Source organism: Microcella sp. (assembly GCF_030645145.1).
Taxonomy (GTDB): Bacteria; Actinomycetota; Actinomycetes; order Actinomycetales; family Microbacteriaceae; genus Microcella.
Genome location: NZ_JAUSMI010000006.1, coordinates 1 through 11,635 on the forward strand (window position 1 = coordinate 1; position 11,635 = coordinate 11,635).

An 11,635-nucleotide genomic window follows, 5' to 3' on the forward strand; every position below is an offset into this window, starting at 1 on the left:
CGGGGCCGCCGCGCGGCGGGCGGGCCCGCGCGCGCCCCTCCCCTCGGCGGGGGTCCGCTCGTGATCGACGTGGTCATCGACGTCGAGCTCACGCGGGCGATCACGATCGCCGGCTACCTCGCCGTCATCGTCGCGGCGGTCGCGATCGACGTCGCCGCGCGCCGCGGCGTCGGCCGGCTCGAGCCGCTCGGCGACACGATCGCCGCCGCGATGGGCGACCGGACGATCCGCGTCGCGGTCGTCGCCACGTGGTGGTGGATCGGCTGGCACTTCCTCGCCGACCCGACGCGCAGCTACGGGCTCTGAGGCGCGGCCGTCGCGCGAGCGGTCAGAGTCGGGCGGCGTGGTCGGTCGAGAGGAGCATCCCCTCGATGACGCCGGCGCACGCCGCCGAGTCGGCGAGCGGCAGGTCGTGGCGACCGGGCAGGCCGCGGGCGGAGACCCGCGAGTAGCGCTCGGCGAGCTCGACCGCGCGGCCCGGGACGGGCACCGGGTCGCGGTCGCCGTCGACGAGCAGCACCGGGATGCCCCGCTCGTCGAGGTGGGCGAGGGCGCCCTCCCAGGTCTGGCCGGCGACGAGGGCGTCGAAGCTGCGGGTGTAGGCCTCCCACGTGTGGCGCACCCCCGCACGCGCGATCGGCGCGGGCAGATCGGGGTTGAGCGCCACGGAGAGTCGAGCGGCGGCATCGCGGTTCTCGCACACCCAGGCGCACGTGCGCTCGGCGACCGGGCCGCTCGCCATGAGCGCCTCGAACCAGCCCATGCCCGCGACGCGCTCGTCGGCCTCGGCGCGCGTGCGGTACAGCGGAGCGTCGAACGCCACGACCGCGCGCACGGTCGACGCCGTCGCCGCCCACTGGATCGCGAGGCTCGCGCCCATCGAGTGCCCGACCGCGATCGTCGGGCGGTCGCCGAGGCCGAGCTCGTCGAGCGCCGCATCGAGGGCGGCGAGGTGGGTCGCGAGCGAGACGGACTCGCCCGCGGTGCCGTGCACCATCGAGTCGCCGAAGCCCAGGGGGTCGGCGACGACGACGGTCGCGTGCGCGCCGAGCCGGTCGTAGACGTCGCCGTAGAACACCTGCGACGCGGCGATTCCCGGCAGGAGCAGGACGACCGTGTCGCCCTCGCCGAAGACGCGCACGCCGAGCGGCCCGGCGACCTGCAGCTCGCCGGCACCCGGCCGCCACGAGCGGACCGCGGGCGACGCGGCGCGGGCCGCGAACCAGCCCGCGGCCGTGAGACCCGCGCCGATCGCGAGGCCTGTGATGATGCGGGAGGCGGCCGTCATGTCGGGGCCCTAGTGGGCATCCTTGCGCTTGACGCTGTTGCCCTTCGCGGTGACCGTGCGCTTCATGCGCGGGTCGTCCGAGAGATCGAGGCCCTGCGGGCCGAGAGCGGCGACCGCCATCTCCTCGAGCCACTCGCGGTCGAGCGGGCCGTGCGCGGCGCTCGAGTACTTGAAGTAGATGTGCACGGAGGTGTCGATCCAGATGGCGCTGCGGCCGTCGCCGACGCTCTGCGGGTCGCGCCAGTTGAGGAAGAAGTTCTCACCGCGGCGCAGCTTCGCCGAGAACAGCGCCTGCAGGTGCGCGAGAACGCGGTCGTCGAAGTCGAACTGCTGGCCGACCGAGCCGTAGATCAGGGTTCCCATCGTGCAGAATCCTTCCGGTGGCGCCTCGAGGGCGATGGGGCGACGATGTGCCCGCATGCTATCGGGTCGGGCTGGACTCGATTCAGATGGATGATTCCTCAGACCGTCATCGGCAGATCGTGGCGCTTCATGGCGTTGTGCGAGGGCATCGCCGTGCGGCTCAGGTGGCCCTCATCGGAGAGATCGAGGCCGCCGGCGCCGCTCGCCGCGATCGCCATCTCCTCCAGCAGCTGCCGATCGAGGGGCGGGCGCTCGCACGCGTCGAAGTGGAACGACAGCGGGATCGAGGGGTGCAGCCAGATCGCGCTGCGGCCTCCACCGACGACCTGCGGGTCGCGCCACGACAGGAAGAACGGCTCATGTCGACGCAGCTTGGCGGTCGCGACCGCCTGCACGTGCGCGAGCACGACATCGTCGAAGTAGAAGCTCATGCGCTCGGCGCTGTACGCGAGCAGGCCCATCTCGCACCTCCCGGTCAGGGAAATCGATCGGCCACATTCTGCCGCTCTCCGGCAGAACCCGCCAGAGCCGAAGTCCCCTACCGGCCGAGGCGATCGGGGCGCAGGTCCAGACGACGCAGCAGCTGCGCGTTGAGCGCCACGACCACCGTCGACGCCGACATGAGCAGCGCCCCGACCGACATCGGCAGGATGAACCCGACGGGCGCGAGCACGCCCGCCGCGAGCGGCACCGAGATGAGGTTGTAGCCCGCCGCCCACCACAGGTTCTGCTTCATCTTCCGGTAGCTCGCGCGCGAGAGCTCGATGACCGAGAGCACCGAGCGCGGGTCATCGCTCGCGAGGATCACCCCGGCGGAGCCGATCGCCACGTCGGTGCCCGCGCCGATCGCGATGCCGACGTCGGCCTGCGCGAGCGCGGGGGCGTCGTTGACGCCATCGCCGACCATCGCGACGCGGAAGCCCTCGCCCTGCAGCTCGGCGACCTTCGCCGCCTTGTCCTCGGGGCGCACACCCGCGAAGACGCGGTCGATGCCGAGCTCGGCGGCGACCGACTGCGCGACGGCCTCGGCGTCACCCGTGATCATGACGACGGTCAGGCCGCGCTCGTGCAGGGCGTCGACCGCCTGCCGCGATTCGGAGCGGACCTCATCGGCGAGCGCGAGCGCCCCCACGACCTCGTCATCGACAAGCACGTGCAGGATGATCGAGCCCTGCTCGCGCCACGCATCGGCGACCGGCAGCTCGCTCGCGCCGTGGCGCTGCAGCATGCTCGGCCCGCCGACGCTCACGGTGCGGCCCTCGACGGTCGCGGTGACGCCCGTCGCCGGGCTCGAGGTGAAGCCCGTCGCCGTCGGCACGGCGATGCCGCGCTCGGCGGCCGCGCGCACGATCGCGGTCGCGAGGGGGTGCTCGCTGTCGCCCTCCGCGGCGGCGGCGAGACCCAGCAGCTCGTCCGGGGTGTGTGCGCCAGCGGTCTCGACGGCCGTCACGGTCGGGGCGCCCTTCGTGAGGGTGCCGGTCTTGTCGAACAGCACGGCGTCGACGGTGCGCATGCTCTCGAGCGCGAGGCGATCCTTCACCAGCACGCCGCCGCGGGCCGCCCGCTCGGTCGCGATCGACACGACGAGCGGGATCGCGAGTCCGAGCGCGTGGGGGCACGCGATGACGAGGACGGTGACGGTGCGGACGATCGCGTCGCCGGGCATCCCGAGCGCGAACCAGACGACCGCGGTGATCGCGGCGGCGCCGAGCGCGAACCAGAACAGCCACGCGGCGGCCGTGTCAGCGAGCCGCTGCGCGCGCGACGATGAGTTCTGCGCGGTCTCGACGAGGCGGCGGATGCCCGCGAGCGCGGTGTCGTCGCCGACCGCCGTGATCTCGATGCGGACTCCCGAATCGGTCGCCACGGTTCCGGCGACGACCGGGTCGCCCGCCTCGCGCTGGACGGCGCGGGACTCGCCCGTGATCATCGACTCGTCGAACGCGGCCGCGCCCTCGACGATGCGGCCGTCGGCGGGCACGCGGGCGCCCGGGCGCACGATGACGCGGTCGCCGAGGCGCAGGTCGCTCGGCGCGACGGTCTCGGTGCCCGAGTCGGTGATGCGCTCGGCCTCGTCGGGGAGGAGCGCGGCGAGCGAGTCGAGGGCGCTCGTGGTCTGGGCGAGCGAGCGCATCTCGATCCAGTGGCCGAGGAGCATGATGACGACGAGGAGGGCGAGCTCCCACCAGAAGTCGAGCTCGTGCGGCAGGAGCCCGAGGCTCGCGCCCATGCTGGAGATGAAGGCCGTCGTGATGGCGAGCGCGATGAGCAGCATCATGCCCGGTTTGCGGGCCTTGAGCTCGTCGACGGCGCCCGTGAGGAACGGGCGGCCGCCCCAGACGTAGATGACGGCGCCGAGGACGGGCGAGATCCACTCGATGCCCGGGATGCTCGGGAGCTCGTAGCCCAGGACCGTCGCGAACATCGTGCTGAAGGCGATGACGGGGATGGCGAGGAGGAGGTTCCACCAGAAGAGGCGGCGGAACTGGGCGACATGGTCGCCGTGGCCGCCGTGGCCGCCGTGCGCGCCGTGGCCTCCGTGCGCGTCATGGCCCTGCTGGGCGTCGTGCGCTCCGTGGCCGGCGCTCTCGGCGCTCGGCGCGTGCTCGTGCGTCTGGTCGTGCGTGTGCTCGGCATGCGTGCTCATGCCGGTACTGTATACCCCCATGGGGTATCTGTCGAGGGCTAGGAGGAACCTTTCAGAACGCGCCGCACGAGCACGATCGAGTCCTCGATGAGCTCGCGCACCGTCCGGTCGAAGCCCGGCTCGTACCACTTCGCCGCCGTGTAGGTCAGGACGCCCCGCGTGAGGGCGATGACCATGTGCGCCTCGTCGTCGAGCTCGGCATCCGTCGAATCGATGCGCCCGGCGACACGAAAGCGCTCGACGATGACCGCCCGGTAGCGGGCCTCAATCTCGCCGTCGATCGCGAGCCGCTTCGCCGACAGCTCGGGCGTCGTGTAGATGACTCGCTGACGCAGCTGGTAGAGCTCGGGGTCGATCGCGTTCTCGGTGAGCGAGTCGATCACCATGCTGAGGAAGTCGACGAGGATGTCGTCGGTCGGCTCATGGACGAACCGCTGCACCTGCTCCTCCGAGGCGAAGGGCGTGCGCGGGCCCAGAATGGCCGCTTCCTTCGACCCGAGGTAGTTGTAGAAGGTGCGAGGCGAGGTCATGCAGGCCTCGCAGATCATCTCGATCGTCACGGCGTCGTAGCCGTGCTCGGCCGCGAGCTCGACCGCCGCGCGCTCGAGCTGCTCGAGCATCGCCGCCCGCTTGCGTTCCCGCAGCGGGGGCGATGTCGGGGTCACGAGGCGATCGCAGCCTGAACGGGAGCCGCCGCCTCGTCGTCGAAGTAGCCGCTGCCGCGGGTCGGGAGGTCGAACTCCCACTCGGCGAAGTACGGGGAGTGCACGCGCGGCGTCAGCATCACGGGGTGCGCCGCGAGGTCGAAGTCGGGGTCGCTATCGAGACCGAGCGAGGCGGCGACGCGCACGAGGCGCGCGGTGTCGAGCGAGTAGGTGAAGGGCACGTGGAGTCTCCGTTCCGGTCGGTGATATCCCGAGCCGGAGGTGCAGGCCAGGCATACATGCAGGGTGTGCAAAAGTGTAGGCAGGTCCTTTTTCCACCGCTAGTGCCGCCGGCCAGGCGGAACGCTCCCGGAACGAACGAGATCTCCTCGATTCCCGGGCGGATCCGGGTGTCGCCAGAGCCGATTCCCTTTGCTATTGTCGACCCATCATGAGTCGCCTTTCGTGTCGTCGCTGCTGTTGTCGCTCGTCTCTCTGACCGACCAGCTCCTTCCGCGCATCCCGCGCACCCCTCGACGACACTCGCGGCCGACCGCATCCTGACCGAACGGATGCCCGTCGCCGCCCCCTGCGAAAGGCACCGATCCTCATGACCACGACTCCCGCATCCGCCCTCACCCTCCCCGTCCTCGACCTGTCCCTCCTCGACGGGAGCGACGCCGAGGCCGCCCGATTCCGCGACGAGCTGCGCCGCGCGACCCACGAGGTCGGCTTCTTCTACCTCGTCGGCCACGGCGTGCCCGCCGAGTTCATCGCCCGCGCCTTCGACACGGCGCGGGCGTTCTTCGCACTGCCGGAGGAGGACAAGCTCGCGATCGAGAACGTCACGAGCCCGCACTTCCGCGGCTACACGCGCATGGGCGGCGAGCAGACGCTCGGTCAGACCGACTGGCGCGAGCAGATCGACATCGGCGCCGAGCGCCCCGCCGTGCCGCTGACCGAGGGCGTCGAGCGCTACTGGTCGCTCGAGGGCCCGAACCTGTGGCCCGCGGCGCTGCCCGAGCTGCGCGAGGTCTCGGAGGAGTGGATCGCCCGCCTCGACGCGATCGGCACGCGGCTGCTGCGCGCCTGGGCTGAGACGCTCGGAGCCCCTGCCGACACCTTCGACGCGGCCTTCGCGAACTCGTCCCCGCACCTCAAGATCGCGCGCTACCCCGGCGTCGACGCCCCCGAGCCCGCGCAGGGCGTCGGCGCGCACAAGGATCTCGGCGTCCTGACCCTCCTCTACGTCGAGGAGGGCCGCGGGGGCCTCCAGGTCGAGAAGGACGGCGCGTGGATCGACGCCCCGCCCGTCGACGGCGCCTTCGTCGTCAACATCGGGGAGCTGCTCGAGATCGCGACCGACGGCTACCTCAAGGCGACGAAGCACCGCGTGCTCTCGCCGGCGCCGGGCACGGAGCGCATCTCGATCCCGTACTTCCACGGCCCCGCGCTCGACGCCGAGGTTCCGACGATCCCGCTGCCCCCGGAGCTCGCCGCCGAGGCGCCCGGCGTCGACCGCGACCCGGCGAATCCGCTGCACCCGGTCTTCGGCCGCAACTGGCTCAAGAGCCGCGTGCGCGCGCACCGCAACGTCGTCGAGGCGCAGTACCCCGACTGGCTCCTGTGAGCCGCTCGGGAGGTCGCTGACCCCCCTGTCGGGTGCCCCCCGAAGGAAGGCTCCCCCTAGTGGGGGATGACCGTTCCCGGGGCGACCACTACCGTCGTGGTAGCGGCACAGATCCGGGGGGATCGTACGTGACGCTTATCTGGGGGGCACGACTTCGGTCGGTGCACACTGCTTCCCCGGCTCGGGGGAGCCGGGGAGCAGGGCCCACCTCCTCGGCCCGTTCTCGCCGGCGCTTCGCCCTGCAGCCGGTCGTCTCCGCGTCTCGCGCCGGGCATCCTGGCTAGGCTCGATCCGCACCCCGCGGAGAGGACGAGCATGCGCGCGATCACGATGACCGAGACCGGCGGCCCCGAGGTCCTGCAGGCGACGGATGCTCCGTCTCCCGCCCCCGGCGCTGGCGAGGTGCTCGTCCGCACTCACGCCGCCGGCGTCAACTTCATCGAGATCTACCAGCGCACCGGGGGCTACCCGGTGAGCCTGCCGTTCACCCCGGGCTCGGAGGCCTCCGGCGTCGTCGAGCAGCTCGGCGAGGGCGTCACCACCCTCAAGGTCGGCGACCGCGTGACGACGAGCGAGGCGCGCGGCACGTACGCCGAGCTCTTCACGGTTGTAGCCGATCGCGCGGTCGTCGTCCCCGACGGCGTCGACCTCGACACCGCGGCAGCGCTGCCGCTGCAGGGGCTGACCGCGCACTATCTCTCGACCTCGGTCGCGCATCCGGGACCCGGAGACACGGTGCTGCTGCACGCGGGGGCGGGCGGCGTCGGCCTGCTGCTCACGCAGCTGCTCGCCGCGCGCGACGTGCGCGTCATCACGACGACCTCCGACGACGAGAAGGCCGCGCTCAGCGGCGCCGCCGGTGCCTGGCAGACGATCGGCTACGACGGCTTCTCCGAGCGCGTGCGCGAGCTCACCGACGGCGACGGCGTCTCGGTCGCGTACGACGGCGTGGGCCGCACGACGTTCGACGGCTCGCTCGCCGCGCTCGCGGTGCGCGGCACGATGGTGCTCTTCGGCGCCGCGAGCGGGCCGGTGCCGCCGTTCGATCTGCAGCGCCTCAACGCCGGCGGGTCGCTCATGGTCACGCGGCCCTCGCTCGGGCACTTCCTGCGGTCGGCCGACGAGCGGGCGTGGCGCTACCGCGACCTGTTCGCGGCGCTCGGGGCCGGCGAGCTCGACGTGCGCGTCGGCGGCCGCTTCCCGCTCGCCGACGCCGGGGCCGCGCAGTCCGCGCTCGCCAGCCGTGGCACGACGGGAAAGCTGCTGCTCACGCCGTAGCGGCGGCCGCGGGCTCCGCGTCCCGGCGGCGCGCGCCGCGCGCGTCGAGCACCAATACGACGATCGCGAGGATCGGCACCGCGAACGCGAGCATCGGCAGGAACGCGGCGACCTGCGCCGCGGCGAGCGCGAGCGCGACGCCGAGGCCGACCGCGATCGCGACGGGGCGCGCGACGGGGAGGAGGGCGGACATCCCCCCGACGGCGACGCCGACGAAGACCGACGCGACCGAGACCGCCCACCAGTTGGCGTCGCCGTCGGGAGCGCTCGTGTACCAGTAGCCCATCATCGCGAGTGCCAGGACGAGCGCGATGGCCGGGCCGCGCACGACACTCCGCGCGACCGGGAAGCGCGACTCGACGAGGAGCGCGAGCGAGGCGATGAGGGGCACGCCCGCCGCGAGCAGGATGCTGATGCCGACGATCATCGCCTGGGTGCCGTCGATCGGCACGGGCCACCAGAGCGGCCCGGCGAGCGCGAAGGCGGCGCCGAGGATTCCGGCCCCGGCGGCCAGGCGCGCGAGCCCGACGGCGAGGCGATCGCTCGACCGGTCCCCTCGACGCCCGTTCGTCGCGATCAGGGGGCGGATGCTCGCCGCGGGCCGTTCGCGCGGCGAGCTGAGCGCCGCGAGCAGCAGGGCCGCGACGGCGAGGGCCGCGCTCGAGGCCGGCACGAGGAAGCCCCACCCGATGAGCGGCACGCCCACGACCGCGGCGACGAGCGCGAGACCGACGGCGGGGGCGGAGGGGACGCCCGCATGCCGCGAGAGCGCGTGGACGAGGAGCGCGAGCAGCGCAGCCCCGCTCGCGACCGCGCCGAGCAGAAGCGGCGCGGTCGCCGCGGCGAGGCCCGTCATCGGCGCCCCCGCGTCGGCGAGGTCGAAGCCGAGGCTCCACGAGTGGGCGGCGAGCGCTGCGAGGGGGAAGCCGATCGCGGCGAGGGCGACGATGGCGGTCGCCCGACGGCGACTGAGGACGCGCAGACCGTGCAGAGTGACGGCGGCGCTCGCGACGGCGAGCACGGGCGCCAGCCCCGTGCCGAGTGAGGTCACGAGCAGTGCGAGGTCGGTGCCGGCCTCGTCCGCGCGCGTGATCACCGTCCACCACAGAGTCGTCGCGGTCACCGCCACGACGACGGACGCGATCGTGAGACCGAGCGCCCATCGTCGCCCGAGCCTCCCGGCGGCGGCGGGCGGGGCGTCGATGCTGACCATGCGCCGATCATAACGATCTCTCGATTCCGCGTCGGGGCTAGGGTGAGGCGATCGAGAGGCGACCCATGTCGAAGAAGACGAAGAAGTCGAAGAAGCACGGCACGAACGTGAAGCGCGTGCCCAAGAAGCTGTACGAGGCGGAGCTCGAGCGCCCGCAGATCGAGCTCGTCGAGATGCAGCAGTGGGTCATCGCCTCGGGCGCCCGCGTGCTCGTGATCTTCGAGGGCCGCGACGCGGCCGGCAAGGGCGGCGCGATCAAGCGGGTCATGCAGTACCTGAACCCCCGGCACGCGCGCGTCGTCGCCCTGCCGCAGCCGTCCGAGCGCGAGAAGGGCCAGTGGTACTTCCAGCGCTACGTCGAGCGACTGCCGACCACCGGCGAGATCGTGCTCATGGACCGCTCCTGGTACAACCGCGCGGGAGTCGAGCGCGTCATGGGGTACTGCACCGACGAGCAGTACGACCGGTTCCTCCACCAGGTCCCGGTCGTCGAGCGGATGCTCGTGGAGGACGGCATCCTCGTCATCAAGTACTGGTTCTCGGTGTCGGACGAGGTGCAGCAGGAGCGCTTCGCCTCGCGCCTGGAGGACCCGATGCGGCGGTGGAAGCTGTCGCCCACCGACCTCGAGTCGATCCATCGGTGGGAGGACTACTCGCGGGCGAAGGATGCGATGTTCGCCGCCACGGACATCCCCGAAGCGCCGTGGTGGACGATCGAGAGCGACGACAAGCGGGCCTCGCGCCTCAATTCGATCGCGCACCTGCTGACCCAGGTGCCCTACCACCGGACCGAGCCGGAGCCGGTGGAGATCCCCGATCGGCCGCCCGCGACCGACTACGAGCGCCCGCCGCGAGAGACCCACCAGTTCGTTCCCGACATCGCGGCAGAGCTGCGCAAGCAGTCGAAGGAAAAGGGCTGACGCGGAGGCGCAGCACGCTGACGCGAAAAGCCCCGAGTCGCTGAGACTCGGGGCTTTCGACGCTGGCGGTGACGGTGGGATTTGAACCCACGGTGGGCTCAACACCCACACAACTTTTCGAGAGTTGCACCTTCGGCCGCTCGGACACGTCACCGGGAGAGACTTTAGTACAGCCGCGCGGCTCGGTCGAATCCGCGGGCGGGGCTCGGGCATCCGCCCCCGATACGATGCGGCCATGACGGTCAGCCTGCGCACTCCGTGACTGCGTGCGCGGCAGGCGGCCTGGCGGCGTCGGGCCCGCCGCGACGGCGAGCTGCTGTACGTCGCGGTCGGCGACTCGGCCGCCCAGGGCATCGGCGCGCGCCTGCAGGCCGGGTACGTCAGCCGAGTCGCCGATCGTCTCGCCCGCGCGAGCGGACGCTCGGTGCGCATCGTCGACCTCTCGCGCTACGGCGCGCGCATCGACGACGCGATCGCCGAGCAGCTGCCCCGTCTCGCCGAGCTGCGGCCCGAACTCGTGACCGTCGCCGTCGGAGCCAACGACATGCGCCGCTTCGACGCCGCGCGCTTCTCCGACTCGCTCGACGCCCTGCTCGCCGGCCTGCCGGCGCACGCGATCGTCGCCGACCTGCCGTGCTTCCACTTCGGGCCGCGTGAGGGGGATGCCGTGGTCGCCTCGCGCATGATCCGCGAGCGCGCGCGGGCGGCCGGCTTCGCCGTCGCACCGCTGCACCGCGTCACCGAGGCTCGCCGGAAGTGGGGCGCGTTCGCGGAGTTCGCGTGGGATCAGTTCCACCCCTCCGCGATCGGGTATCGGGTGTGGGAGTCGGCGTTCGCCGGTGCCGTCACGCGGCGCGGGAAGCGGCTGCGCCGCGCCTGACGGTGGTCGCGCCTATCCTGTCCGCATGGCCCGCCCGACGACGACCTTCCGCTGCTCCGTGTGCGGGTGGACGACCCCGAAGTGGGCCGGCCGCTGCGGAGAGTGCCAGCAGTGGGGCACGGTCGTCGAAGCCGGCCCCGCGGCGGTCACGCAGCGCACGACGTCAGCGCGCGTCGCGGAGGCCCGCATCGCGCGGCCCATCACCGAGATCAGCGCGCGCGGCGAGAGCCACACCCCGACCGGCATCGCCGAGTTCGACCGCGTGCTCGGCGGCGGCATCGTGCCCGGTGCGGCGATCCTGCTCTCGGGCGAGCCGGGGGTCGGCAAGTCCACGCTGCTGCTCGAGGTGGCCTCGCGCGCGGCCCGCCGCGGCCAGCGCGTGCTCTACGTCTCGGCGGAGGAGTCGACGGCCCAGGTCCGCCTGCGCGCCGGCCGCACGAACGCGCTGAGCGACGAGCTCTACCTCGCGGCCGAGACCGACCTCTCGGTGATCCTCGGCCAGATCGACGAGGTGCAGCCGCAGCTCGTCATCGTCGACTCGGTGCAGACCGTGGCATCCCCCCTCATCGACGGCCTCGCCGGCGGCGTCTCGCAGGTGAAGGAGGTCGCGGCCACGCTCATCCGCGTCGCGAAGGAGCGCGACCTCCCCGTCGTCCTCGTCGGCCACGTCACGAAGGACGGCACGATCGCCGGCCCCCGACTCCTCGAGCACCTGGTGGATGTCGTGTGCCAGTTCGAGGGCGACCGCCAGACCGCGCTGCGCTTCGTGCGC

At 72.5% G+C, this 11,635-nt stretch carries 13 protein-coding genes and 1 tRNA gene; 6 read left to right on the forward strand and 8 right to left on the reverse strand.

Annotation, left to right across the window (positions count from 1 at the left end):
- A partial coding sequence (locus Q7T15_RS00245; protein ID WP_304692090.1) for a DUF6186 family protein occupies nucleotides 1–306 on the forward strand: 306 nt, incomplete at its 5' end.
- Between the two features lie 22 nt (nucleotides 307–328).
- Here Q7T15_RS00245 and Q7T15_RS00250 read toward each other — a convergent pair.
- The 6 genes from Q7T15_RS00250 to Q7T15_RS00275 form a co-directional block, all read right to left on the reverse strand.
- The gene (locus Q7T15_RS00250; protein ID WP_304692093.1) at nucleotides 329–1,288 is read right to left on the reverse strand and encodes an alpha/beta fold hydrolase; all 960 of its coding nucleotides are present in this window, start codon (nucleotides 1,286–1,288) and stop codon (nucleotides 329–331) included.
- Nucleotides 1,289–1,297: 9 nt separating this feature from the next.
- Complete coding sequence (locus Q7T15_RS00255) at nucleotides 1,298–1,651, reverse strand: ATP-dependent DNA ligase (RefSeq protein WP_304692095.1); 354 nt, start codon at nucleotides 1,649–1,651, stop codon at nucleotides 1,298–1,300.
- Between the two features lie 98 nt (nucleotides 1,652–1,749).
- A complete protein-coding gene (locus tag Q7T15_RS00260; protein ID WP_304692097.1) occupies nucleotides 1,750–2,112 on the reverse strand; it encodes a hypothetical protein in 363 nt (120 codons plus the stop codon).
- A gap of 77 nt (nucleotides 2,113–2,189) precedes the next feature.
- Nucleotides 2,190–4,298: a heavy metal translocating P-type ATPase gene (locus tag Q7T15_RS00265; protein WP_304692099.1), complete on the reverse strand. Its 2,109-nt coding sequence runs from the start codon at nucleotides 4,296–4,298 to the stop codon at nucleotides 2,190–2,192.
- A gap of 38 nt (nucleotides 4,299–4,336) precedes the next feature.
- Nucleotides 4,337–4,963 (reverse strand): TetR/AcrR family transcriptional regulator, encoded by a 627-nt coding sequence (locus Q7T15_RS00270; RefSeq protein WP_304692101.1) that lies wholly within the window; start codon nucleotides 4,961–4,963, stop codon nucleotides 4,337–4,339.
- Nucleotides 4,960–5,184 carry a hypothetical protein gene (locus tag Q7T15_RS00275; RefSeq protein WP_304692103.1) on the reverse strand — a complete coding sequence of 75 codons (225 nt, stop codon included), beginning with the start codon at nucleotides 5,182–5,184 and terminating at the stop codon, nucleotides 4,960–4,962. The genes Q7T15_RS00270 and Q7T15_RS00275 overlap by 4 nt, the downstream gene beginning before the upstream one ends.
- A 368-nt stretch (nucleotides 5,185–5,552) precedes the next feature.
- On the opposite strand from Q7T15_RS00275, the gene Q7T15_RS00280 reads away from it, so the two are divergent.
- Nucleotides 5,553–6,572 (forward strand): isopenicillin N synthase family oxygenase, encoded by a 1,020-nt coding sequence (locus Q7T15_RS00280; RefSeq protein ID WP_304692105.1) that lies wholly within the window; start codon nucleotides 5,553–5,555, stop codon nucleotides 6,570–6,572.
- A 315-nt stretch (nucleotides 6,573–6,887) separates the two neighbouring features.
- On the forward strand, nucleotides 6,888–7,850 hold the full coding sequence (locus tag Q7T15_RS00285; protein ID WP_304692106.1) for a quinone oxidoreductase: 963 nt from the start codon (nucleotides 6,888–6,890) through the stop codon (nucleotides 7,848–7,850).
- Here the strand turns inward: Q7T15_RS00285 and Q7T15_RS00290 are convergent.
- Nucleotides 7,840–9,063 carry a hypothetical protein gene (locus tag Q7T15_RS00290; RefSeq protein ID WP_304692108.1) on the reverse strand — a complete coding sequence of 408 codons (1,224 nt, stop codon included), beginning with the start codon at nucleotides 9,061–9,063 and terminating at the stop codon, nucleotides 7,840–7,842. The genes Q7T15_RS00285 and Q7T15_RS00290 overlap by 11 nt on opposite strands.
- Nucleotides 9,064–9,128: 65 nt before the next feature.
- Here Q7T15_RS00290 and ppk2 point away from each other — a divergent pair, with 65 nt between their 5' ends.
- Nucleotides 9,129–9,983 carry a polyphosphate kinase 2 gene (gene ppk2 / locus Q7T15_RS00295; RefSeq protein ID WP_304692110.1) on the forward strand — a complete coding sequence of 285 codons (855 nt, stop codon included), beginning with the start codon at nucleotides 9,129–9,131 and terminating at the stop codon, nucleotides 9,981–9,983.
- Nucleotides 9,984–10,046: 63 nt separating this feature from the next.
- Here the strand turns inward: ppk2 and Q7T15_RS00300 are convergent.
- Nucleotides 10,047–10,137, reverse strand: a tRNA-Ser gene (locus Q7T15_RS00300).
- Nucleotides 10,138–10,347: 210 nt separating this feature from the next.
- Here Q7T15_RS00300 and Q7T15_RS00305 point away from each other — a divergent pair.
- Nucleotides 10,348–10,863, forward strand: coding sequence for an SGNH/GDSL hydrolase family protein (locus tag Q7T15_RS00305; RefSeq protein WP_370689061.1), 516 nt, complete (start codon nucleotides 10,348–10,350; stop codon nucleotides 10,861–10,863).
- Between the two features lie 25 nt (nucleotides 10,864–10,888).
- Nucleotides 10,889–11,635 (forward strand): ATPase domain-containing protein (locus Q7T15_RS00310; RefSeq protein WP_304692112.1); only part of this gene is annotated, 747 nt, incomplete at its 3' end.